This window comes from Sorangium sp. KYC3313 (assembly GCF_052075895.1).
Lineage (GTDB): Bacteria > Myxococcota_A > Polyangia > Polyangiales > Polyangiaceae > Sorangium > Sorangium cellulosum_B.
Genome location: NZ_CP197255.1, coordinates 11,302,714 through 11,324,664, shown reverse-complemented (window position 1 = coordinate 11,324,664; position 21,951 = coordinate 11,302,714). Strand labels below are relative to the sequence as shown.

22 protein-coding genes are annotated in these 21,951 nt (G+C 71.9%); 17 read left to right on the top strand and 5 right to left on the bottom strand.

The window, feature by feature from the left end; all coding sequences use genetic code 11:
• The first annotated feature begins 74 nt into the window (after positions 1–74).
• Positions 75–713, top strand: coding sequence for a lysophospholipid acyltransferase family protein (locus ACSRUE_RS43185; RefSeq protein WP_441288657.1), 639 nt, complete (start codon positions 75–77; stop codon positions 711–713).
• A 50-nt stretch (positions 714–763) separates the two neighbouring features.
• Here ACSRUE_RS43185 and ACSRUE_RS43180 read toward each other — a convergent pair whose 3' ends face one another.
• Positions 764–1,231 carry a hypothetical protein gene (locus tag ACSRUE_RS43180; protein ID WP_437867452.1) on the bottom strand — a complete coding sequence of 156 codons (468 nt, stop codon included), beginning with the start codon at positions 1,229–1,231 and terminating at the stop codon, positions 764–766.
• Positions 1,232–1,538: 307 nt separating this feature from the next.
• On the opposite strand from ACSRUE_RS43180, the gene ACSRUE_RS43175 reads away from it, so the two are divergent.
• The 8 genes from ACSRUE_RS43175 (at position 1,539) to ACSRUE_RS43140 (ending at position 10,869) form a co-directional block, all read left to right on the top strand.
• Positions 1,539–1,973, top strand: coding sequence for a hypothetical protein (locus ACSRUE_RS43175; protein WP_437761295.1), 435 nt, complete (start codon positions 1,539–1,541; stop codon positions 1,971–1,973).
• Positions 1,974–2,236: 263 nt separating this feature from the next.
• Positions 2,237–3,466 carry a glycosyltransferase family 4 protein gene (locus ACSRUE_RS43170; protein WP_441288656.1) on the top strand — a complete coding sequence of 410 codons (1,230 nt, stop codon included), beginning with the start codon at positions 2,237–2,239 and terminating at the stop codon, positions 3,464–3,466.
• A 118-nt stretch (positions 3,467–3,584) separates the two neighbouring features.
• Positions 3,585–4,580, top strand: coding sequence for an NAD-dependent epimerase/dehydratase family protein (locus ACSRUE_RS43165; RefSeq protein WP_441288655.1), 996 nt, complete (start codon positions 3,585–3,587; stop codon positions 4,578–4,580).
• Between the two features lie 61 nt (positions 4,581–4,641).
• Complete coding sequence (locus ACSRUE_RS43160; protein WP_441288654.1) at positions 4,642–5,748, top strand: glycosyltransferase family 4 protein; 1,107 nt, start codon at positions 4,642–4,644, stop codon at positions 5,746–5,748.
• 554 nt (positions 5,749–6,302) lie between these two features.
• Positions 6,303–8,327: a DUF4215 domain-containing protein gene (locus ACSRUE_RS43155; protein ID WP_441288653.1), complete on the top strand. Its 2,025-nt coding sequence runs from the start codon at positions 6,303–6,305 to the stop codon at positions 8,325–8,327.
• 179 nt (positions 8,328–8,506) lie between these two features.
• Positions 8,507–9,259, top strand: coding sequence for a ribonuclease HI (locus tag ACSRUE_RS43150; protein WP_441288652.1), 753 nt, complete (start codon positions 8,507–8,509; stop codon positions 9,257–9,259).
• 66 nt (positions 9,260–9,325) lie between these two features.
• The gene (locus ACSRUE_RS43145; protein WP_441288651.1) at positions 9,326–10,342 is read left to right on the top strand and encodes a peptidylprolyl isomerase; all 1,017 of its coding nucleotides are present in this window, start codon (positions 9,326–9,328) and stop codon (positions 10,340–10,342) included.
• Positions 10,294–10,869, top strand: coding sequence for a YkgJ family cysteine cluster protein (locus tag ACSRUE_RS43140; RefSeq protein ID WP_441288650.1), 576 nt, complete (start codon positions 10,294–10,296; stop codon positions 10,867–10,869). The genes ACSRUE_RS43145 and ACSRUE_RS43140 overlap by 49 nt, the downstream gene beginning before the upstream one ends.
• Positions 10,870–10,887: 18 nt before the next feature.
• Here ACSRUE_RS43140 and ACSRUE_RS43135 read toward each other — a convergent pair whose 3' ends face one another.
• Both ACSRUE_RS43135 and gpmI read right to left on the bottom strand, forming a co-directional pair.
• The gene (locus ACSRUE_RS43135; RefSeq protein ID WP_441288649.1) at positions 10,888–12,348 is read right to left on the bottom strand and encodes a serine/threonine protein kinase; all 1,461 of its coding nucleotides are present in this window, start codon (positions 12,346–12,348) and stop codon (positions 10,888–10,890) included.
• Complete coding sequence (gene gpmI / locus ACSRUE_RS43130) at positions 12,349–13,980, bottom strand: 2,3-bisphosphoglycerate-independent phosphoglycerate mutase (protein WP_441288648.1); 1,632 nt, start codon at positions 13,978–13,980, stop codon at positions 12,349–12,351. It lies immediately after the preceding gene.
• A 102-nt stretch (positions 13,981–14,082) separates the two neighbouring features.
• Here gpmI and ACSRUE_RS43125 point away from each other — a divergent pair, with 102 nt between their 5' ends.
• The 5 genes from ACSRUE_RS43125 to ACSRUE_RS43105 all read left to right on the top strand — a co-directional run bounded on the left by ACSRUE_RS43125 (position 14,083) and on the right by ACSRUE_RS43105 (position 17,477).
• Positions 14,083–14,649, top strand: coding sequence for a Uma2 family endonuclease (locus ACSRUE_RS43125; RefSeq protein ID WP_441288647.1), 567 nt, complete (start codon positions 14,083–14,085; stop codon positions 14,647–14,649).
• 263 nt (positions 14,650–14,912) lie between these two features.
• The gene (locus ACSRUE_RS43120; protein ID WP_441288646.1) at positions 14,913–15,251 is read left to right on the top strand and encodes a hypothetical protein; all 339 of its coding nucleotides are present in this window, start codon (positions 14,913–14,915) and stop codon (positions 15,249–15,251) included.
• Between the two features lie 263 nt (positions 15,252–15,514).
• Positions 15,515–15,988: a hypothetical protein gene (locus tag ACSRUE_RS43115; protein WP_441288645.1), complete on the top strand. Its 474-nt coding sequence runs from the start codon at positions 15,515–15,517 to the stop codon at positions 15,986–15,988.
• The gene (locus ACSRUE_RS43110; RefSeq protein ID WP_441288644.1) at positions 15,985–16,947 is read left to right on the top strand and encodes an HTTM domain-containing protein; all 963 of its coding nucleotides are present in this window, start codon (positions 15,985–15,987) and stop codon (positions 16,945–16,947) included. Before ACSRUE_RS43115 ends, ACSRUE_RS43110 begins: the two co-directional genes overlap by 4 nt.
• A 59-nt stretch (positions 16,948–17,006) precedes the next feature.
• Complete coding sequence (locus ACSRUE_RS43105) at positions 17,007–17,477, top strand: NUDIX domain-containing protein (protein ID WP_437761282.1); 471 nt, start codon at positions 17,007–17,009, stop codon at positions 17,475–17,477.
• 52 nt (positions 17,478–17,529) lie between these two features.
• Here the strand turns inward: ACSRUE_RS43105 and ACSRUE_RS43100 are convergent, their stop codons facing one another.
• A complete protein-coding gene (locus tag ACSRUE_RS43100) occupies positions 17,530–18,003 on the bottom strand; it encodes an N-acetyltransferase family protein (RefSeq protein ID WP_441288643.1) in 474 nt (157 codons plus the stop codon).
• 290 nt (positions 18,004–18,293) lie between these two features.
• On the opposite strand from ACSRUE_RS43100, the gene ACSRUE_RS43095 reads away from it, so the two are divergent.
• Positions 18,294–19,469 carry a hypothetical protein gene (locus tag ACSRUE_RS43095; RefSeq protein WP_441288642.1) on the top strand — a complete coding sequence of 392 codons (1,176 nt, stop codon included), beginning with the start codon at positions 18,294–18,296 and terminating at the stop codon, positions 19,467–19,469.
• Positions 19,470–19,574: 105 nt separating this feature from the next.
• On the opposite strand, the gene mdh is transcribed toward ACSRUE_RS43095, so the two are convergent.
• Positions 19,575–20,516, bottom strand: coding sequence for a malate dehydrogenase (mdh, locus tag ACSRUE_RS43090; protein WP_012233684.1), 942 nt, complete (start codon positions 20,514–20,516; stop codon positions 19,575–19,577).
• Positions 20,517–20,643: 127 nt separating this feature from the next.
• Here mdh and ACSRUE_RS43085 point away from each other — a divergent pair, with 127 nt between their 5' ends.
• Together ACSRUE_RS43085 and purS are read left to right on the top strand one after the other, a co-directional pair.
• On the top strand, positions 20,644–21,606 hold the full coding sequence (locus ACSRUE_RS43085; protein ID WP_437744547.1) for a phosphoribosylaminoimidazolesuccinocarboxamide synthase: 963 nt from the start codon (positions 20,644–20,646) through the stop codon (positions 21,604–21,606).
• 89 nt (positions 21,607–21,695) lie between these two features.
• The gene (gene purS / locus ACSRUE_RS43080; RefSeq protein ID WP_437532982.1) at positions 21,696–21,944 is read left to right on the top strand and encodes a phosphoribosylformylglycinamidine synthase subunit PurS; all 249 of its coding nucleotides are present in this window, start codon (positions 21,696–21,698) and stop codon (positions 21,942–21,944) included.
• Positions 21,945–21,951 lie beyond the last annotated feature (7 nt).

The following is a 21,951-nucleotide window of genomic DNA, read 5'->3' as shown; positions in this document are numbered from 1 at the left end:
GGGATGACGGAAAGGTGACGTGACTTCCACCCGGGCAGCGACGAACCTCCGGCTGCTTACCGTCGAGGTCCTCCATGCCGAACGCACCCGCTCCACGTTTTTCCGCCGCGCGCCGCGCCGTTCGCCGGTTCGTCGGCCGCACCTGGTTGTCCGTGTTCGGCTGGCGCGTGGAGGGCATGACGGAGCTCCCGTCGAAGGCGGTGATCATCGCGGCGCCCCACACCTCGAACTGGGATTTCCCGTTCACGCTCGCGGTCAGCTACGTGCTCGACCTCGAGTTCTCCTGGCTCGGCAAGCACACGCTCTTCGAGCCGCCGTTCGGCTTCTTCTTCAAGTGGCTCGGCGGCGTCCCCGTCGACCGCCGCGACCGGAACAACCTCGTCGCGGCCGTGGTCGACGTGCTGAAGGAGCGCGACGAGCTCATCCTGATCGTCGCGCCCGAGGGCACGCGCTCGCGCACGAAGCGCTGGAAGACGGGCTTCTACTACGTCGCGCTCGGCGCCGGCGTCCCGATCCTCCTCGGATACCTCGACTTCCCCCGCAAGCGGGGCGGGATCCTCCAGGTGTTCCACCCGACGGGCAACATCGAGGCCGACATGGCGGCGATCTGCCGTCACTACGAGGGCATCGAAGGGAAGCACCCGGAGCGGATGAGCGAGATCACGCTCGGCGCCAGGGGTGCTCCGGCGAACGGGGCCGTTCAGCACCCCTGAGCTCGGGCCGACGGCGCGCGAGCCCGCGCGCACGCCGCCGGGTGCGCTCGTCAGCGCAGGGACGGCGCGCGGACCGACGAGGCGGGCCCCGCCGTGATCCTCGTCGTCAGCACGCCCGCGAGCGCCCATTCGAACGCGGAGCGGTCGGTGTACACGTTGAAGCGGCCGCCCGTGGCGAGGTTGGCGACCGTGACGCCCATGGCGACGAGCCCTGGCCGCACGAGGATATGGACCTCCTTCAGCTTGCCGGGGTTCCGGAGGTGCCACGCCGTGAGCCTGGCCCGGACGTCGCTGTCATAGCCGGTGCCGAGCTCGAAATCGTCGAACACGACCGGGTGCACGCCCGCCTCGACGAGGGTCTCCAGGTGCCTGATCGCCGGCTCGATGAGATCGAGCGACGCGTACCCCTCGAGGCGCCTCGTCACGACGTCGGACGCGGGCGTTCGAACATCGAGGACTCCCCGCCCGGTCGACCAGCGATCGCCCCGAGCTCCGAGCCGTGTGTGTGCCAAATCCATCTCGATTTCGAGACTTTAGTCGATGGGCGGCGCTCCGCCATGCGATCCGTCCGAGCCGCGCCGTTCCCCGACGCCGGGGGCGCGCGCTGCGCTCGCGGGCGGCGCCTCGCCGGGCGGGCGCGCGAGGCGGCGGGGTTTCCGGCGCGTCGAGCACGCCCGGCGGGAAAGGCCGCCTCCCGCTGCGTCGAGCGCCGTCGGCGTGGCCGAAAGCGGCTATGATGCCGCGGCTGTTTCGGCCGCCGGCCGGTGCTGGCGGCTCGCGAGGCGTCTACGCCCGCAGCAGAGGGACGAAGGAGGAGCTACCGAGATGAGAGGACATGTTTCCAGGGTGCTGCGGCTCGCTGTCGTGGCGTTTGCGTGCGCGCTGATGGCGGGCTGCGGCGGCCCGCTGCGCTACACGCCGCAGGGCATCGGGAAGGCGCCGGGCGCGGACGCCGTGATCATCGCCGACGTCAACTTCGACGCGGCCATGACCCGCCTCGACATCAACGCGAAGGACCTCCCGCCGCCCGATCGCCTCGACTCGAGCGGCGCCGCCTACGTCGTCTGGGCGCGCCCGGACAGCGACTCGCCCTGGCAGCGGATCGGCGCGCTCACCTTCGACCCCGACGCCCGCACCGGCAAGCTCAAGGACGTGAGCGTGCCGCTCACCCGGTTCGAGCTCGTCATCAGCCTCGAGAAGGCCGCCAATCCCGAGTCGCCGTCCTCGGAGCTCGTCTTCAAGCAGGACGTCGAGTACTGACGAGACGGCGGCTCCGCCGGGGGTGCATCTTCGCAGCGTTGCTCGAACCGCTCCCGGCGCGCGCGTCTCAGCCGTCTGGCGCGACCCGCGGCGCCAGCGTCATCACCGTGGCGCCAGCCGCCCCTCGTGATGCTGTCGAGGCGTGATGGTCGCCCGTCCCATCGAGGCGAGCGCCGCCCGTCGTACCCCGCCGCGACGTTTCGGCGCCGCCCACCGTGGATCGCGTGAATGTCCGCGAGCGCCGGTGCATCGAAGCGCGGTAAGTGAAGATTCTCCTCCTGTCGCAGTGGTATCACCCCGAGCCGATCGCGCGCCCCCATCTGCTCGCGGAGGCGCTGGCCGAGCGCGGGCACCAGGTGACGGTGGTGACCGCGTTCCCGAACTACCCGCATGGCCGCACTTATCCAGGGTACCGACAGCGCCTCTGGGACGTGGAGCACGCGAGCGGCACCAGGGTGATACGCCTCCCGACCTACCCCGATCACAGCCGATCGCGCGTGCGGCGGACGCTCAACTACGCGAGCTTCGCTGCCTCGACCGCGCTGCTCGGGACCGCCCTCTCCGGGCCGGCGGACGTCGCCTGGGTCCACAATCCCCCACCGAGCCACGCCCTCGCCGCCTCCTGGCTCGCCGCGCTCCGCCGGATACCGTGGGTCTATGAGGTCCAGGACCTGTGGCCCGAGACCGCGGCGGCCTCGGGCATGCTCGACAGCAGGCTCGTGTTCGCTGGCATCGATCGCGTGAACCGCGCCCTCTTCCGGCGCGCCGCGGCGATCACCGTCATCAGCCCGGGGCTCGAGCGCGCGCTCTCCCGCAGAGGCGTCTCGACAGACAAGGTGCACCTGATCCCGAACTGGGCCGACGATCGGATCTACAGGCCGGTGGAGCCCGACCCGCAGCTCGCAGCGGAGCACGGGTTGTCGGGGCGGTTCGTCGTCCTCTTCGCCGGCAACATGGGCCCTGCCCAGGCCCTCTCCAGCGTGCTCGACGCGGCCGATCGGCTGCGCGACCTCACCGACGTGCGGTTCGTGATGGTCGGGGACGGGAACGACGCGCTCAGGCTCCGGCGCGAGGCTGAGGCGCGGGCCCTCTCGAACGTCGTCTTCATCGGCCAGCAACCTCATGAGCGCATGCCGCATTTCTTCGCGCTGGCCGACGTGGCGCTCTCGCACCTCCGGCGCGATCCGCGCTTCGAGATCACGATCCCCTCGAAGATCCCGGCCTACATGGCCGCCGCCAGGCCGGTGCTCGTCGCGGCGGGCGGGGATCCGGCGGATCTGGTGCGCAACAGCGGGGCGGGGCTCGCCTGTGAGCCCGAGGACCCGGCGGCGCTCGCGGACGCCGTGCGGCGGTTGCACGGCATGACGCCGGAGGCGCGGCGCGCGATGGGGGAGGCCGGCCGGCTCTATTTCCTTCGCTGGTTCACGCGAGAGCCGCTCGTGCGTCGTTATGAGGAGATCTTCGCGCGCGCAGCGGGTGAAGCATTGTCGTGAGGACGCCGGCGCCCTCGGGCGCCGGCGCGAGGCTGGGGGTACCTGAGGACGCAATGCACCGGGGCATTGCGGTGAGCAACGTTTCTTGGGCGAAACGACAGACACAGCGGTGAGCATCATGCAGGGTTACAAGGATCGGCGGATCATCGTGACCGGTGGGGCGGGCGCGATCGGCGGCGCGCTCACGGCGGCTCTGGCCGACGCGGGCGCGGAGGTGATCGTGGTGGACGACCTCTCTTCCTCCTCCCGCTGGGGCATCCCGGCGCGGCGCAACGTGCGCTTCGTGGAGGGGAGCGTCGTTGATGACGGCTTGCTCGCGGCGGTGTTTCGCGAGCAACCATCGCATGTCTTCCACCTCGCCGCGCTGTTCGCGAACCAGAACTCGGTGGACAACCCGGAGCGCGATCTCGAGGTCAACGGCCTCGGCACGTTGCGGGTGCTGCAGCACGCGCAGCGCAGCGGGGCGCAGCGCGTCGTCTTCGCCTCGTCCGGGTGCGCGCCCTACGGCAGCGACCCGCCGCGGCCCGTCCACGAGGAGCACCTCGCGCTCGACGTCCACACGCCTTACCAGGCCACCAAGCTGCTCGGCGAGCTCTATTGCAATTATTTTTGCGGTCATTCGGCTGGCCACGACGGGCTGAGCACCGTGCGGGTCCGCCCCTTCAACTCGTATGGTCCGGGCGAGGTCCCTGGCCGATACCGCAATGTGATCCCCAACTTCGTCTACTGGGCCCTGCGCGGCGAGCCGCTGCCGATCACCGGGACGGGAGAGGAGACCCGCTCGTTCACCTACGTGGGCGACATCGTCGATGGATTTCTCCGGGCGGGCACCGCGGCGGCCGCCTCGGGCGAGGCGTTCAACCTGGCGTCGGGCGAGGAGATCGCCATCCTCGACGTCGCGAGAGCCATCAACGAGATGACGGGCAACCGCGCCGGCGTCCGGTTCGTCGAGCGCCGGGCGTGGGATACGCAGCTCCGTCGGGTCGCGTCCACCGACAAGGCCCGTCGCGTCCTCGGCTTCGAGGCGCAGACGGGCCTGCGCGAGGGGCTCGCGCGCACCGTGGCGTGGTTCCGCGAGCGCTGGGCCCAGATCGAGGCCGACGCGCGCTTCTAGGGACATGCGCGTCGCGCTCTGGGGCCCCCTCCCGCCGCCCACCGGCGGAATCACGCGGTGGATGCGGAATTACCTCGACGCGGCGGCAGCGGCGGGCGTCGAGGCGGACGTCATCGACACCTCGCCCCGAGGCGCCTCGATCGATCCCGTGAGCAGGCTTCGCCCCGCGCGCGTGATCCGCGCGGGCGAAGCGCTGGCGGCGCTTCACCGGCTGCTCGCGCGACGCCGGCCGGATGTCGTTCATCTGTGCACAACACTGTTCTGGGCGACCGCGCGCGACGGCCTCGCGGTGGAGCTGTGCCGTCGCGCGGGGGTGCCGGCCGTGCTCCACCTGCGCCTGTCGCCGCAGATCATCGCCTGGCATCGGGCCCTGCCTTGGCCGGCTCGGCAGGCCGTGCGCGCCGTGCTGGGCCGCGCCGCAGCCGTCATCACGCTCTCGGAGGAGCTGCGGTGTTACGTGCAGGCCTTGGTTCCAGGGGGCCGCGTCCTCCGGATCGCCAACCCGGTCGACACCGGCGGCTTCCACCCCGCTGCCGCCGCGCCGCGCTCGCCCGGCCAGCCGCTGCGGGTTCTCTTCGCGGGGCTCGTCACGCCGCAGAAGGGGGTCCTGGAGCTCGCGCGGGCCGTGCTGGCGGTCGAGGGCCTGACCCTCGCGCTGGCGGGGCCTCGCGACGCAGGCGGCGCTGCCGGCCCGTCCCGCCGCCTCGACGAGGCGCTCGCGGAGCTCGAGCGGCAGGGCCGCCTGAGCCTGCTCGGCGACGTGCCCGAAGACGCGATGCCCGCGGTCTACCGCGACGCGGACGTCTTCTGCCTACCGAGCCATGGCGAGGGGATGCCCAACGCGTTGCTGGAGGCGATGGCCAGCGGCCTGCCCTGCGTCGTCACGCCGGTCGGCGCGGTGCCGGAGGTGATCCAGGGCGAGGGCGGTCGGGTGGCCCTCCTGGTGGCGCCGGGAGACGAGGGCGCGCTGCGGGGCGCGCTCCGCTCCTTGCGCGACGACCCTTCCCTGCGGGCGCAGCTCGGCGAGGCCGCGCGCCGGCGCGCCGTGCGCCGCTATGCGAGCAGGGCGATCATGGCGGAGTACGCCGCGCTGTATGCGCAGCTCGCAGCGGCCAACGCCTCGCGTCCCGAGCCCGGGGACGAACATCACGGCTGCGCGGGGCCGTAGACCGCGCGCCGAGCGGCGTCGGGAAGCTCGCCCACCATGCCGGCGAAGGCGGTGTTGGTCGGGACGACGACCGTGAGCTTCGCGCTCGGATCGACCCAGATTTGTTCTTTTTTTGCGCCTTTGCGCCTTTGCGCCTTTGCGCCTTTGCGCCTTTGCGTTGAAATCTCTCGCCAGATCCCTGGCCATACCTCTGACGGGCGGAACTAGCTCTACTGCGGGAAGTCGGGCGGGGAAGTGAACCGCCAAGCCGCCGAGGGCGCCAAGAAAACCGGGGAACAGGGGGGATGCTCGGACGGCCCCCCGGCGCGCTGCGGGCGCCGCGCGTCGCAATAGGGGCTCTCCCGATCCGTTTGGCTGCTGGCGTCCTCTCGATTCCATATCAGTCTAGTGCGCCGATGATCGACCGCCTGCGCGTCCGTCAGGCTCGGATCGAGCCTTGAGGGGACGTCGCCGTTCCCGCCAGAAGCGGAGGAATCGAGGTGTCAGTGCGAGCGGACCTCCTCAGAAGCGCTCCGTTCACGAAGGTTCTGTCGCCGCTCGTCATCGCTGCTGCTTTGACAGCGGTCGACTGCGCTCGTCCCCGGCAGGCGCCGGGGCCGGAGGCTGGCGACGGCGGGAACGGCGGGAACGGCGGAGGCGGCGAGGACGGCGGAGGCGAAGGCGGCGGAGGCGGAGCGCCTTGCGTCACGGCCGCGGACTGCCCCGGGGTCGACGGCGCGTGCCAGCTGCGCACCTGCGAAGGCGGCCGGTGCGCCCTCGACGCCGCGCCGCGGGGAAAGCCCGCGGGCGAGCAGGTCCTGGGCGACTGCAAGGCGCGCGTCTGCGATGGGCATGGCGCCGTGATCGAGCTCGACGACGACCAAGACACCTTCTCCGACGGAGACCCGTGCTCGGCCGACGTGTGCGTCGCCGGGGCGCCGAAGAACCTCCCGGCGCCGGCGACCACGGAGTGCGGCCGGCCCGACGCGATCGGAGCGCGCTATTGTGATGGGAACGGCGCTTGTGTCGAGTGTCTCGTCGCCGGTGATTGCCTGAGCAACATCTGCGTCGAGAACAGCTGTGTCGCGCCCGATTGCGGTGACGGCGCGATGAACGGCGCCGAGACCGGCGTCGACTGCGGCGGCTCGGATTGCGTGCCGTGCGCGGATCTCGAGGCCTGCCTCACCGGCGCGGACTGCCGGAGCGGGATCTGCGCGGACGGCAGGTGCCGCGCGTCGTCGTGCACCGACGGCGCGACGAACGGGGCGGAGACCGACGTCGACTGCGGCGGACCGGCGTGCTCGCCTTGCGCCACCGGCAAGGCGTGCGCCGCGGACGGCGACTGCCTGGGCGGCCGCTGTTCGGGGACGACGTGCCTCCCGTCGTGCACCGACATCGCCCGGAACGGGGCGGAGACCGATATCGACTGCGGCGGCCCCGCGTGCGTCGGGTGCGCCGCCGGAATGCGCTGCGCCGTCGGGCGCGATTGCCTGAGCCACGTGTGCGGCTCGGCAGGCACCTGCGCCGCACCGGTCTGCGGCGACGGCGTGGTCAACGCCGCCGCCGAGGCGTGTGATGACGGCAATACGAGCACCACGGACGCGTGCCTCACCACGTGCGTCGCCGCCTCGTGCGGGGACGGGTTCGTCCGCGCGGGCGTCGAGGCGTGCGACGACGGAAACGCGAGCAACACCGACGCCTGCACGACGAGCTGCACGCGCGCCGTGTGCGGGGACGGGTTCGTCCGTGCCGGCGTCGAGGCGTGTGACGACGGGAACCGGAACGCGGGCGACGGCTGCAGCCCAGGGTGCCTGCTCGACGGCTGCGGCGACGGCGTGATCCAGGCCGGCGAGGAGTGCGACGACGGCGACGCCGACAGCGCCGACGGCTGTCCCATCACCTGTCGCCTCGCGAGGTGCGGCGACGGCTTCGTGCGGGACGGCGTCGAGGGCTGCGACGACGCCAACACGTCGAGCGGCGACGGCTGCAGCGCGGCCTGCGTCGTGGAAGCGCGGTACACCTGCCGGGGCACGCCGAGCGTGTGCACGTACTCCAAGGAGCGCAACTGCAGCGACGCGGCGGACGACGACCTCGACGGCGAGACGGACTGCGCCGACCCGGACTGCGCGCTCGGCTGCGACGATGCCATCGGCGCGTGTTCGCCCGGGCAGGTGCTGTGGGTGCAGTCGTCCACGGACATCCCCAAGACCGTCACGGATCGCGCGGTCGCTGTAAGCGTCCTCCCGGTCGTCTCGAGGGGCGCGATCCGGCGCGTGACGCTCGAGCTCGATATCGTGCATTCGTTCGACGGAGATCTCGATATCTCGCTCACCTCTCCGGCTGGCGCGACGGTCGATGTGTCGAGCGACAACGGCGGCTCCGGCGACAACTACCGGAGGACCGTCTTCGACATGGGCTGCGCGACCGCGGTCACGGGAGCGATGGCGCCGTTCCGCGGCTGCTTCCGCCCCGAGTCGTCGTTCGCGGCCTTCCTCTCGGGGCCGGCGAACGGCACGTGGACGCTCCGGGTCGGGGACGACGCCGGGTCCGACTCCGGTACGCTGACCGCGTGGTCGCTCGCGCTCTGCATCGACCCGTGATCGCAGGGCGGCGCGGCCGCGCGCGCGCCGCCAGCCACGCTGTCCGCCGCGCGCGCCGCGAGGGCTGCAACCCTGGTGGGCGCGGGCAGGCGCGGCCGCGCCCGGCCGGCCCGATCGGCCGGGCTCGCCTGGCGTGGTCTCCCGTACCGGCGGCCTTCGATCCATGCCAGGGTGCGCTCGTGCCCTGGGTCCGCGCATCGCTTCGAGGTCAAACCGTCTACGCTCGCGCCGACGCCGCCGGCGCCCTGGTCGCGGAGGAGGGCGGCGGCGTCGAGATCCGCTACAAGCCGCACGACGGCCGCAGGTACAAGGCGCGCGCCGACAACCTGACCGTGGTCGACCCGAAGGTGTTGCCCGACGACACCTGTGGGCCTGCGGAGGCGGTCGTGAAGGCGCGCGCCGGCGATCAGCCCGAGGGGGGCGCGGCCGCCCCGGCGCCGGCCGGGCGCGCGCAGCGCAAGGCGCCGGCGCGGGGGGAGGCCGGCGCGGCGCCCGTCCCGGAAGGGGCTGTCATCGTCTACGCAGACGGCGCGTGCTCGGGGAACCCGGGGCCCGCGGGGCTCGGCGTGGTGATCATCGACGGCGGCCGGCGGATCGAGCGCAGCGAGTTCCTCGGCACCGCGACCAACAACATCGCCGAGCTGACGGCCATCCTCCGCTCGCTCGAGGAGGTGGACGAGCCGGGGCGGCCCATCGTCATCCACACGGACAGCCAGTACTCGATCGGCGTGCTCCAGAAGGGGTGGAAGGCGAAGGCGAACGCCGAGCTCATCGCCTCGCTGCGCGGCGCGCTCGCCGCGCGGCCTCGCGCGCGCCTCGTGTATGTGCCGGGGCACGCGGGCGTGCTGCTCAACGAGCGCGCCGATGCGCTCGCGCGCGAGGCCGTCCGCGAGCGCGCCTCCCGTCGGACGGTGTACCCCGGCTCCGGCTGATCCATCCGGGCCGCGCGGGGCCGGAAACGCGTGGAACCGCCTGGGGCCCAGTGGTAGAGGCGCGCGATGCGTGTTTCGCTCCGCCTCGCCCTCGCCGGGCTCGTCGCCGCCGCCGCCTTCGCCTCGCCGCTCGCCCACGCGGTCGTGAGCGAGCGGATCGTCGCCGTCGTCGGCGATCGCGCCATCCTGCTCTCGGATCTGCGGCAGCGGGCTCGCCCCTTCCTGCTGCAGATCCAGGCCCGCGTTCCGCCGGGCGCGCAGCAGGCGGCGGCCGAATCGCAGGTCTTCCGCGATCTCCTCCAGAAGATGGTGGACGAGGAGCTCGAGGGCCAGGCCGCCGAGAAGGCCAATATCCGCGTGACCTCCGAGGAGATCGAGAACGCCTTCCGGAACATCGCGGCCGCGGAGCAGATGACGGTCGATGAGCTGTTCCGGACGGCGCGGGCGAGCTCGGGGCTCACCGAGCAGGAGTACCGCGACGAGATCCGCCGGCAGATCCTCGAGGGCAAGATGCTGCAGCTCCGGGTGAAGGGCCGGGTGCGCATCACCGAGCAGGACGTGCGGTCCGCCTTCGATCGGCTGGTGCGCGAGGAGCGCCGGCGGCGCGACTACCACCCGGCGTGGATCGTCCTGCGCGTCCTGCCCGGCTCGAGCGCCGAGGCGGTCGAGGAGCGCCGCGCGCTCGCCGTGGCGCTCGCGGAGCGCGCGCGCGGCGGCGAGGATTTCGCGGCGCTCGCGCGGCAGTTCTCGGACGACACCGCGACCCGCGAGGAGGGCGGCGACCTCGGGGTCCGCGCGCCGCAGGGGACGCAGGCCGCGGCGACCGGCCAGCGCGAGGTGATGGCCCCGGAGCTCGAGGCCGCGCTGATGGCGATCGAGCCGGGCGGCGTGACCGGGCCGATGCGCGCGGGCGACGCGTTCGTGGTCATGAAGCTCCTGAGCCGCCAGCCGTCCCGCTTCACGACGCTCGAGGCCGCTCGCCCGGAGGTCTTCCAGCGGCTGCAGGCGGAGATCATGACGAAGGCCAAGCAGAAGTGGCTCGACGACCTGAAGCGCGGGACGCACGTGGAGGTCCGGCTCTGACGCGCAAGGGCGAGCGGGCGGCGCGCGCGGGCGGTGAGGGGGGCGCGGTCGTCCCCGAGTGCACCGCGTGCGGCACCTGCTGCTTCTCGGCCCTGCCGGAGTACGTCCGGGTCTTCGGCTGCGACCACGATCGCATGGACGATCGCGCGCGGGGGCTCACGCGCTTCATCGGCAACCGCTGCTACATGCGCATCGAGGACGGCCGCTGCGCCGCGCTCACGCTGGACGCGGAGCACGGCCGCTTCCTGTGCTCGATCTACGAGGTGCGCCCCGACTGCTGCCGCGCGCTCGAGCGCGGCAGCGGCGCGTGCCTCGGCGAGCTTCACGAGAAGCGGGAGCGGCCGCTCCTCGCGCTCGAGGCGCTCCGCCGCCGCGCGGGCGGCGAGGGAGGCGCGGGCGGCGCGGGGAGCCCAAACGGCGCGGGCGGCGCGAGCGGCGAGGGCGGCGCGGGGGGCCCAAACGGCGCGAGCGGCGAGGGCGGCGCGGGGGGCCCAAACGGCGCGGGGGCGGCGGGCGGCGCCGTGTAGGCGCGGCCGGCGTCGCCGTCAGGGCGACGCGTCCCTGTCCTCCACCGGCGGCGCGCCTGCGTCGATCGCGCTGCGATCGATCCGCATGCTCACGTCGAGCGTGACAGTCTGCCCCTCGGAGACGGTGATCGTGCGCTTCTCCTCGGGCGCGTTCGGGTGCCGGAACGTGACGTAGTGCCGCCCGGCCTGGAGCGGGATCGCCCGCGCCATCGGCGTCACGTCGATGAGCTCCCCATCGATGACGACCTCCGCCCACGGCCTGGCGAGGACCTTCAGGTAGCCGCGCTCCTCCGAGCGCCCGCCGGGTTGCTGGACCTCGGCGCTGGGCGGCTCCGCGGCGTCGTGCTGGCGGAGGCCGAGCTCGATGAGCGCGCCGCCCGCGACGACCAGCGCGAAGACGCCGACGAGCCGCGCCACGTCGGGCGCGAGCGACGGCGCGCTGCGATGCTCGGCCGCGGGGCGCGCGGAGGGCGCCTGCGCGGGCGGCGGCTCGTCGCCGCCGAGCTTGGCCGCCGCGAGGGCCCTCGCGATGAGCGCGCGCGGCTGCGGATGGCCGCGCTCCGCGAGCTCCTCGGCCAGGGCGTCCGCGACGGCGCGGCCGCTCTCGTAGCGCTGCTCCGGTTCTTTCTCGAGGCACCGGAGCACCACGCGCTCCAGGCCGCGCGACACGTCGGGCACGAGCCCCCGCAGCGGCTGCGGCGGCGCGTTGCGGATCCGGTGCGCGACGGCCCTGCCCTCGGCCCACCGGTCCTCGTCGCGCTCGCGCGGCGCGCCGGGCGCGCGGCTCGACGCGCGGCTCGACGTAGGATTGGCATCCTCCGGCCCCGCCTTCGGCTCGTCGAACGGGCGCACGCCGGTGAGCATCTCGAACAGCACCACGCCGAGCGCGAACACGTCCGCCTGAGGCCCGGGCTCCGCCCCGAGGATCTGCTCCGGCGCCATGTAGTCGGGCCGCGCGAACGTGTCGCTGCCCTCGAACGGCTCTGGCACCGAGGGGAGCCGGCCGTCGGACGCCGCCGCGAACTCCAGGATCTTCACCCCGCCCGCGGTCGTGACGATGACGCGCTCGGGGCGCAGCTCGCGGTGCACGACGCCCCGCTCGTGCGCGTGCCCGAGGCCGCGCGCGATCTCCAGCGCGATGGCCGCCGCGGCGCCCTCGTCGAGGCGGCCAGCGCGGGCGCACAGGGCCGCGAGCGTCGGCCCCGAGAGCGGCTCCAGCACGAGCCATATCCGGTCCTCGTCGCGCTGGAAGTCGTGGATGTCGATGATGTTGGGGTGCCGGATGCGCGCGAGGATCTTCGCCTCGCGCTCGAGGCCGGCCGCGAACGCGCTCGCGGCCGACACCGTGGGCTTGAGCGTCTTGATCAACGCCGCCCGGCCGAGCCCCGCGTGCTCGGCCCGGTACGTCACGGTGAGCGCCCGCGACGAGACGGCCTCGCGCAGGATGTACGGGCCGAGCTGCCTCTGGTCGGCGCCCACTTACCGCTGTCGGACGCGGAGCGTGCGCCCCGTCATCGCCGCCGGCTGCGGGAGGCCGAGGATCTCGAGCATCGTCGGCGCCACGTCGCAGATGCGGCCGCCGGACCGGAGCACGATGCCGGGGTCGTTCTTGTTCAGGTAGTAGAGCGGCACCGGGTTGAGCGTGTGGGCGGTGTGCGGGTTGCCGTGCTCGTCCTTCATCTGCTCGCAGTTGCCGTGGTCCGCGGTGATTATCAGCGCACCGCCGGCCTCGCGCACGGCGTCCCCGATGGCGCCGAGCCCCTTGTCGACCGCCTCGTTGGCGTGGATGGCGGCCTCGAGGATGCCGGTGTGCCCGACCATGTCCGGGTTCGCGAAGTTCACCAGGATGAAGTCGTACTTGCCGCTCTTGATCGCGGCCACGACCTCGTTCGCGACGCCCGCCGCGCTCATCTCCGGCTTCTTGTCGTAGGTGGCGACGTCGCGCGGCGAGGGCACGAGCTTCCTGTCCTCGCCCGGGAACGTCTCCTCGCGGCCGCCGTTGAAGAAGTACGTGACGTGCGCGTACTTCTCGGTCTCCGCGCACCGGAGCTGCGTGAGCCCGGCGCGGGCGATCACCTCGGGGAACGACTCGGTCACCTCGTCCTTCGGGAACGCGACCGGCAGCTTCAGCGCCGCGTCGTACTCGGTCATGCCGCTGTAACAGTTCTCCTGGAAGGCGAAGACCGGCTTGCCGCGGTCCGAGAGGAGCTCCAGCACCTCGGCCGGCAGGTTCCGCCGCGTGAGCATCGCCGAGATCTCGCGCATGCGGTCGGGCCTGAAGTTGACGGAGAGGCCGACCTCCTCACCCTGCCACTCCCAGCGGGGCTCCTGCGAGGCGAAGTCGGCCACGAAGTCGCCCTTGATGCCGTTATAGTCGCCGATGCGGACGGGCTCGACGAACTCGTCCGTCTTGCCGGCCGCGTACGACTGCTGGATCGCGTCGAACGCCGTGTCGGCCCGCGGCGCGTCGCCGCGCACGATCGCGGTGTAGGCCTTCATGACGCGGTCCCAGCGCTTGTCGCGGTCCATGGCGTAGTACCGGCCCGAGATGGTGCCGATGACGCCGATGCCCTGGAGCGCCTCCTCGATCTTCTCGACGTAGCCCCACGCGCTCTTCGGCGGCGTGTCGCGGCCGTCGAGGAACGCGTGCAGGACGAGGGGCACCTCGTGGAACTTCGCGAGCTTGATCAGCGCGAGGAAGTGGTCGAGCGACGAGTGGACGCCGCCGTCGGAGACGAGCCCGAAGAGGTGCACCCGGCACTTGCGGTCCTGCGCGATCCGGAACGTCCGGTCGATGATCTCGTTCGAGCCGAGCTTGTTCTCGGCGATCGCGACGTCGATGCGCGAGATGTCCATCAGCGCGATCCTCCCCGCGCCGAAGTTCAGGTGGCCGACCTCGCTGTTGCCCATCTGCCCCACCGGGAGCCCGACGTCCGGGCCGCTCGTCCCGATCAGCGTCTTCTCGGAGTCGCGCTTGATCGCGTCGAGGTTCGGCATCGCCGCGAGGGCGATCGCGTTCTGGTCCTTTTCTTCGCGCTCGCCGAATCCATCGAGGATGCAGAGGACGAGCGGACGGGGGCGTTGCGTGGGGGAGGGGGCTGCTTCGCTCATGGCGGCGGAATCTACAACGAACCCGCGGCGATCGGAGGGGGGCTGCTCACGGATTTTCGCCGGGCGAGCCGCCGCGCGCGGCGTGCATGCTAACATCCGACCATGTCCGATTGCGCCCGTCGCGCCACGTACCAGGATGTGCTTGACACGCCGCCGAACCAGGTGGCGGAGGTCCTGAACGGCGTCCTCCACGCGACGCCGCGTCCCTCCGTGTCCTCCCGCAACGTGACGTCGGTGCTCGCGGGCGAGCTGTACCTGCCATTTCGTCGGGGCATCAAGGGGCCTGGCCGGTGGGCGCTGCTGGTCGAGCCCGAGCTGCACCTCGGCACCGATCCGGACATCGTGATCCCCGACATCGCCGCGTGGCGCCGCGACCGGATGCCGCAGATCCCGATGCGGAACGCGGCGATCTTCCTCGCGCCCGACTGGGTGTGCGAGGTGATCTCGCCGTCCACCGAGGCGCTCGATCGCCGCGACAAGATGGAAATCTACGCGCGCGAGCTCGTGGCGCACTACTGGCTGATCGACCCGCGGCTCCGGCTCCTGGAGGTCTACCGCAGCGACGGTGGGCGGTTCGCGCGCGTGGGCGTGTGGGAGGGTGACGTCACCGTGCGCGCGGCGCCGTTCGACGCCGTGGAGATCGAGCTCGGCGTTCTTTGGCAGGAGTAGCGCAGGAATAGCGCAGGAATAGCGCAGGAATAGCGCAGGATCTGCCGTCGCCGGCCGGCGTCGAGCCGCGCCCTCGGGGGCCCGAGCGGCGCGCGCGCCGAGCAAGGTGCGTGAGCTCCGCTTTGTCGTGATTGTCACCCCGAGATCGCGGAAGCGACGACCGTTCGCCGGATGCAGCCGGGGCGTGCGGCTTGCATGGGTGTTGAGGACGTTCGGCCATGCTCGGCGCTCGTCATGAGCAGCCTTCACACGGGGGGATGAACATGAAGCGCATCAACATCATCGGCATGCTGGCCGCGCCGCTCGCATGCCTCGGGGCAGCGCAGCTCGCCTCGGCCGCACCCACGACGCCCGTCGAGGAGCTCGTCCTCGTGGCGGAGACACGAGCTCCCGTCGCCGCGGATGCAGCCGACGCTCGTCCTGCACGCCAGCGGCCCTGGTACGCGTTCTGGTATGGTCATTGGTACAGGCCCTGGCACGGTTACTGGCATGGTTACTGGCATGGTCACTGGCACGGTTACTGGCATGGTCACTGGCATGGTCACTGGCATGGTCACTGGCATGGTCATTGGCATGGTCTCTGGTACGGGCACTGGCGGTGACATGACCGGCGGCGGTCCGATGGGGGCCTCGCCCCCTCGGCCGGCGGACGCCCGAGGGGGGGGCAGGGCGGATCGCTGAGGGCGCCGGCGCCGCGGCAGGGGCGCGGGACGGGCGGCTCTCTCCCCGTCTCGCTCTCGTCGGTCAGGTTCGCGGGCGCTCGCAGGCGGGCACACCCGGAGGGAGCGGCATGGAGGGAAAGCGGAACAGCCGGAGTCACGCCGCAGCCCTGGTCGCCGTCGTGGGCCATCTAGGCCTCGTCGTCATGGGGGCTCTCCAGATCCATCCCGAGGGAGACGGTTGGCTGGCGCGGGCGCTCGCGGTTCACGGCGCGCTCTCCGGGGCCGAGAGCGGTTATGCCTTCTTCGCGGACAGCATCACCCCGCTGCCCAGGGCCAGCTTTCACGTCTCGGGTGCCGGCGGCCCGACCCTCACCGACGCCCTCGAGTCGGGCGCCAGCCGCGAGACGGAGATCCGGATACTGAACCTCATCACGCCTTTCTTGAACGTGGAGGATCCGGCGATCCAGCGCTCGATCGCTGCCTCGTGGGCGGGCAAGGTGCTGGCGAGGCACCCCGCGGCCGAGAGCGTCCTCGTCCGACTGGAGACGTGCGATCTGCCGTCGATGCGGGAGTACCGGGAGGGGAAGCGGTCCAGCTGGAACCTGCAGTACGAGGCGAAGTTCGTGATCCGCTCGAAGCTCCGGACCTCGCGAGAGGCGAGCGGGGGCGCGCGGTGAAGGACCCTTCGATCGGCGTCCGCGGGGCGGCCGCAGGCGGCGAGCCCGCGCGCGTCCTCCGCGCGATCGAGCGCTTCGCGCTGGCGCCGGCCTCGGCGGCGCCGCTCGCGGCCCTCCGCATCGGGCTCGCGGCCGTGCTCTTGCTTCAAGCGGCGCTCGTCGCGCCCGCGCTCTTCGAGCTCTACGGCCGGTCCGGGATCCTCCAGGGGCCTCTGCGCGACGTGTTCGCGAGGGCCGATCTGCCGCGCATCGGCTGGGCGGTGGAGCTCCTCGCCCCGCTCGGGATCGGGGAGGATCCGGTCATCCTGGGCACGGGGGTGATCTACGTGGTGGCCCTCGTCGCGCTCCTGGTCGGTTGGTGCACGAGGGCCGCGGCCTTCCTGGCGTGGCTCACCCACCTGATGCTGGTGGCGACGGCGAGCTCCACCGTCTATGGCGCGGACAGCTTCGCCACCATCTTTCTCTTCTATCTCCTCTGGATGCCCTCGGAGGCCGCCTTCTCCATGGATCGCCGGCTCGGGCGCGCGCGGGGCGGGCCCACGCCGGCAGCCCGGCTCGGGTTGCGCGTGGCGCAGCTGCACCTCTCGTTCGCTTACCTCGTCAGCGGGCTGGGAAAAGCAGCGGGCGAGTCATGGTGGGACGGCGAGGCGATCTGGCGTTCGGTCATGTTGCCGGAATACCGGCAGTTCGACCTCTCGTGGCTCGCCGGCGCCCCCTGGCTCGCGGCGGTCGCCGGGTGGACGGTGCTGCTCGTGGAGATCGGCTATGGCTTCCTGATCTGGCCGCGCCGCACCCGGCTGCCCTGGGTCGTCGCCACCGTGGCGCTGCACGCCGGGATCGCCTTGTTCATGGGGCTCCTCGTGTTCGGCGCCCTCATGGCGGTGCTCACCGTCGCCGCGTTCGCGGTGCCGAGCGAGCCCCCCGGGCCTGCGGCTCCGGCTGGCGCGGCGCCGGGGTGATCCTCGCATCCCCCCTTCTGGCGAACGGCGCCCCCGGGTAAGCTGTCGCAGGTTCGATCATGTCGCGCACGGCCATCCCGACCTGGTGCTTCGCCGTGGTGCTGGTGAGGCACCGGAACCGGTTCCTCCTCGTGCACGAGCGCAAGCACGACCAGCTCTGGTATCTGCCGGCGGGCCGCGTCGAGCCCGGGGAGACGTTCGCGGACGCGGCGCGGCGCGAGGCGCTCGAGGAGACCGGCGTCCCGGTGGAGCTGGAGGGCATCCTGCGCATCGAGCACAGCCCGGGCCCCTGGCAGGCGCGCTTCCGGGTGATCTTCCTCGCGCGCCCCCGGGACGCCACGCCCCCGAAGAGCCAGCCGGACGAGCACTCGCTCGAGGCGCGCTGGGTCACGCTGGACGAGCTCGCGGCCTTGCCGCTGCGCGGCCCCGACGTGGAGCTCTATTGCCGCGACGTGCTGGCCGGAGCGCAGGTCTTCCCGCTGTCGCTGCTCGGGGCCGAGGGGGAGCCGCTCCTCGTGAGCGGCCGCTGAGGCGGCGCTCCCCGCGCCGTGGCGATCCCGCTGGCCGCGCGGCTGCTCGCGTCTACAGCTTCAGCTTCATCCCCTCGTGGCTCGCCACGAAGCCGAGCCGCTCGTAGAAGCGGTGCGCGCGCAGCCGCGCCTTGTTCGAGGTGAGCTGCACCCGGAAGCACCCCCGCCGCCGCGCCTCGTCGATGGCCCATCGCATCATCGCCTCGCCGATCCCGCGGCCTCGCAGGCTCGGGTCCACGATGACGTTCTCGATCTGCGCCACCCGTGCTCCGCGGTTCGCCACGTACTGGATGATGGTCAGGTGGAACGCGCCGGCGACGCGCCCCTCGACCTCCGCGACGAGCAGCGCGTTGTTCGGATCTTCCGCGATGGCGGCGAGCGCCTCGCGGTAGCGCGGATCGAGCGGTGGGCCGGGGTGGTCCGTCTTCGCGTTGCCCTCGTCCGGGATCGAGAAGAGATGGACGATCGCCGGCAGATCTGCCTCGGCGGCGCGGCGGATGGCGGTTACGAGCTGCGGCTGGCTCATGCACGCATCCTGGCACAACACACGGCGGTCCCGCACGGAATCACGCGATCACGGAATCACGGCAGGAGCCGGGCAGGGAGGCAGAGGGGCAGAGAAACAGACGAGCAGAAAAATAGAGATGCCGAGAAGCCGCGGCGCATGGAGCGGGAAGCGTGAATGAGAAGAACCGCGGGAGTTCTCCCCTTTTCAGGCCCGCACGATTCGCCTTCATGCCCGCGTGTGATCTAGACACAAGCGATCAAGCCGTGCAGAGTCGACGCACCATCATGTCGACCCGGAGGACCGTGTAGATGCGCGTAGTCAACACAGCCGACATCCTCGCGATCGAGTCTCTCAAGGCGGATGAGCGCACCCTGCTGGGGCTGTTCAAGGAACTCCGGAAACACTCGGAGCTCTCGGCTTACCTGCCCGAAGTCTGCCGCCTGTCCTTGAGATGGGTGCGCCTCCTCGAAGGTCAGCCGCTCAGGCCTCGTGCGCTCCTCGGCAAAGGCATGATCGTCGTCACCGAAGGCTCGGGCGAGGTCATCGGGGGCTCGCCCCGCAGCGTCCAGGCGGGAGATGTCGTGATGGTCCCCCCCGGCGGGCTGCAGGGGCTCGTGGGCGGCGCGCCGGACGGGCTCTCCGCGATATCCATCCATCTCGAGGAGCTCGACGAAAGCGAGCCTCGCTGGGACACGCCGTGCCTGTGCGCGGCGCTCGGGCGGGAGGACAGCGCGGACGAGGCGTCCCCGGATCGCGCCGTGTCCCCCGTGGATGCCCTCGTCGAGGAGAACGAGGTCCACGCGCGGGAGTTCGCGGGCAGCCCCTTGATGCGGCTCATCCGGTCCGAGCGCGCCCTCCGGGACGACGTGAAGCGGCGGATGCTCGGCGCGCTCCAGATCTGGTCGAACGCGTTCCAGAAGGTCCTGTGCGCCAGGGTCGTCTTCGAGTCGCACCCCGGGGCCATCGCGATCGCCGAGCGCCACCTCGCCGACGAGGTCGGGCACAACCGGAGGCTCTCCAGGATGCACGACCCGCGGAGCTCGCCGTCCTGGGACCGCGGCATCGCCGCGGCGTCGTCCTGGTTCATCGAGCGGATGGGCTCGGCGTCCACCGAGGAGCGGACGGTCCTCGTCCACTTCGTCATCGAGCGCTGCGCCGACGTCCTCCTCACGGCGGCCCAGCAGGTCTTCCCCGACTCGGACTACTTCGCGACGCACGCCGAGGTGGACGCCGAGCACTTCAAGCTCGGGTACAGCCTTCTGAAGGGCCTCCCCGGCCTGGATCTCGGCCCGCTGCGTGGCGCGCTCACCGAGGGCTGGCAGATGATGAACCTGATCTGCCAGCGCATCAGCGACATCGCTGCGGGGGACGGCGACGCGGCCGCCGAGGTGCCGGCGGGCGGCGCGAGCCCCGGCGAGCTCGCCCGCGAGCCCCGGCGCGAGCTGACGGCCGTGCTGGATGGCCTCTGCGGCGGTGTGATGTGAACCGCTGAAGCGCCGAGGGAGAGGGAGAGCCCCTCGCCCTCTCCTCTCCCTCCCGCTCCTGGCGCGCGTGCTCTTCGTACCGCGCGGCGCGCCGCGCGACCGGCGCTAGCTCGAGGCCTTCACCACGTCGGTGATGCCCTGCACGCTCTTCGCGCTCTTCGCGAGCATCTCCTTCTCTTCTGCGGTCAGCGGCAGCTCGACGATCTTCTCGATGCCCTTGCCGCCGAGGATGACCGGCACGCCCATGAAGATGTCCTTGTAGCCGTACTCGCCGTCCAGGTAGGCCGCGACGGGGAGCAGCCGCTTCTGGTCGAGCAGGTAGCTCTCGGCCATCGCGACGGCGCTCGAGGCGGGCGCGTAGTAGGCGCTCGTCCCCATGAGCTGGACGATCTCGCCGCCGCCCTTGCGCGTCCTCGCGATGAGCGCGTCGAGCTTCTCCTTGCTGATGAGCTCGGTCGCGCGCACGCCGTTGATCGTGCACGCCGACGGGATGGGCACCATGTCATCGCCGTGGCCGCCGAGGACCATCGCGCGCACGTCCTTCACGGACACGTTCGCCTCGCGCGCCAGGAACAGCTGGAAGCGCGCGCTGTCGAGCACGCCCGCCATGCCGAGCACGCGCTCGCGCGGGAAGCCGGTGCGGCGCTTGAACTCGTAGACCATCGCGTCGATCGGGTTCGAGATGACGATCACCAGCGCGTTCGGGCAGTGCTCCTTCGCGCCGTCCGCCACGCTGCGGATGATCGGCAGGTTCGTCGCGACCAGGTCGTCACGGCTCTGGCCCGGCTTGCGCGGGATGCCGGCCGTGACGATGAGGACGTCGGCCCCCGCACAGTCCGCCCAGCTCGAGGTGCCCTTGATCGAGGCGTCGTAGCCCAGCACGGCGCCGTTCTGCTCGAGGTCGAGCGCCTTGCCCTTCGCGAAGTCCGTCTTCTGGGGGATGTCGAACAGCACGACGTCCCCGAGCTCCTTGCGCGCGATGAGGGCCGCGAGCTCCCCGCCGATGTTGCCAGCGCCGATGAGGGCGATCTTTCTTCGGTTTGCCATGGGCGGCCCTATTACCACCCCCCCGGCCGGAGACCAACGGGGCTCCAGGCGAGCGCGGGGGAGGGAACTCGGCCGGCGCCTTCGAAACCTGTCGACTCGGCCCGCGAGCCCGGGTAAGCCGCGCCCCATGGTCACCGAGGACGATCTGCGCACCGCGCTCGGCAGGGTGCTCGAGCGCACCTCGCTCGCGGGCCCCTTCGCCCGCTACGAGGGCAAGGTGCGGGACTGCTACACGACGCCGGACGGCCGCCGCCTGCTCGTCGTCACCGACCGCATCAGCGCCTTCGATCGCGTGCTCGGCACGCTGCCGCTGAAGGGCCAGGTGCTGAACCGGCTGTCCGCCTTCTGGTTCGAGCGCACGCGGAGCGTCGCCCCGAACCACATGATCTCCCAGCCCGACCCGAACGTCCTCGAGGCGATCGAGTGTGTGCCCCTGCCGGTCGAGATGGTGGTGCGCGCCTACGTGACGGGCGTGACCTCGACCAGCATCTGGACGCACTACGCGCGCGGCGAGCGCGTCTTCTGCGGCCACCGGCTCCCCGAGGGCCTCCGCAAGAACGAGCGCCTGCCGCGGCCCATCCTGACGCCGAGCACCAAGGCGCCGAAGGGCGGGCACGACCTCTCCGCCTCGCGCGAGGAGATCCTCGCCCTCGGCACGATCGCGCCGCGCGACTTCGACGCCGCCGCCGAGATGGCCCTCGCGCTCTTCGAGCACGGCGCCCGCGCGTGCGCGGAGCAGGGGCTCATCCTCGTCGACACCAAGTACGAGTTCGGCAAGGACCGGGACGGGAACATCGTCGTCATCGACGAGATCCACACCCCCGACTCGTCCCGCTTCTGGTTCGCCTCGTCCTACGGCGAGCGCTTCGCGGCCGGCGAGGACCCGGAGTCGTTCGACAAGGAGTACGTGCGCCGCTGGCTCGCCGCGCGCGGCTTCCAGGGCGACGGGCCGATCCCCTCGATCCCGGACGAGGTCCGGATCGAGGCGTCCCGCCGCTACATCGAGGCGTTCGAGCGGATCACCGGGGCGGCGTTCGTCCCCGACCTCGAGGACCCGGCGGTGCGCATCCCGCGCAACCTGGGGGTGTGAGGCGGGCGCGGCCGCGCCCCCATGAATCGTCGCGGGGCGCAGGTGCGCACCGCCATCGCGTCGCGCGAAGAGCGCGTGGAGCAAAGCCAGTGAAAGCCGTCGTCAACGTCCGACTGAAGAAAGAGGTCCTCGATCCGCAGGGCGACGCCGTGAAGCGCGCCCTCACCTCGCTCGGGTTCCCCGGCGTGAAGGGCGTGCGCGTGGGCAAGCTCATCGAGATAGAGCTCGACCCCTCGCTCGGCAGCGCGCCCGACCTCGAGCAGCGGCTGAAGAAGATGGCGGACGAGATGCTCGCCAACACCGTCATCGAGGACTACGAGGTCACGATCGCGCCGTAGCCCTCGC

Coding starts and splice junctions, on each gene's coding strand:
- ACSRUE_RS43160 (WP_441288654.1), top strand. CDS start 4,642: ATGCGGAATTACCTCGACGCGGCGGCAGCGGCGGGCGTCGAGGCGGAC.
- ACSRUE_RS43165 (WP_441288655.1), top strand. CDS start 3,585: ATGCAGGGTTACAAGGATCGGCGGATCATCGTGACCGGTGGGGCGGGC.
- ACSRUE_RS43185 (WP_441288657.1), top strand. CDS start 75: ATGCCGAACGCACCCGCTCCACGTTTTTCCGCCGCGCGCCGCGCCGTT.
- gpmI (WP_441288648.1), bottom strand. CDS start 13,980: ATGAGCGAAGCAGCCCCCTCCCCCACGCAACGCCCCCGTCCGCTCGTC.
- ACSRUE_RS43120 (WP_441288646.1), top strand. CDS start 14,913: ATGAAGCGCATCAACATCATCGGCATGCTGGCCGCGCCGCTCGCATGC.
- mdh (WP_012233684.1), bottom strand. CDS start 20,516: ATGGCAAACCGAAGAAAGATCGCCCTCATCGGCGCTGGCAACATCGGC.
- ACSRUE_RS43125 (WP_441288647.1), top strand. CDS start 14,083: ATGTCCGATTGCGCCCGTCGCGCCACGTACCAGGATGTGCTTGACACG.
- ACSRUE_RS43100 (WP_441288643.1), bottom strand. CDS start 18,003: ATGAGCCAGCCGCAGCTCGTAACCGCCATCCGCCGCGCCGCCGAGGCA.
- ACSRUE_RS43105 (WP_437761282.1), top strand. CDS start 17,007: ATGTCGCGCACGGCCATCCCGACCTGGTGCTTCGCCGTGGTGCTGGTG.
- ACSRUE_RS43145 (WP_441288651.1), top strand. CDS start 9,326: ATGCGTGTTTCGCTCCGCCTCGCCCTCGCCGGGCTCGTCGCCGCCGCC.
- ACSRUE_RS43095 (WP_441288642.1), top strand. CDS start 18,294: ATGCGCGTAGTCAACACAGCCGACATCCTCGCGATCGAGTCTCTCAAG.
- ACSRUE_RS43085 (WP_437744547.1), top strand. CDS start 20,644: ATGGTCACCGAGGACGATCTGCGCACCGCGCTCGGCAGGGTGCTCGAG.
- ACSRUE_RS43175 (WP_437761295.1), top strand. CDS start 1,539: ATGAGAGGACATGTTTCCAGGGTGCTGCGGCTCGCTGTCGTGGCGTTT.
- ACSRUE_RS43180 (WP_437867452.1), bottom strand. CDS start 1,231: ATGGATTTGGCACACACACGGCTCGGAGCTCGGGGCGATCGCTGGTCG.
- ACSRUE_RS43115 (WP_441288645.1), top strand. CDS start 15,515: ATGGGGGCTCTCCAGATCCATCCCGAGGGAGACGGTTGGCTGGCGCGG.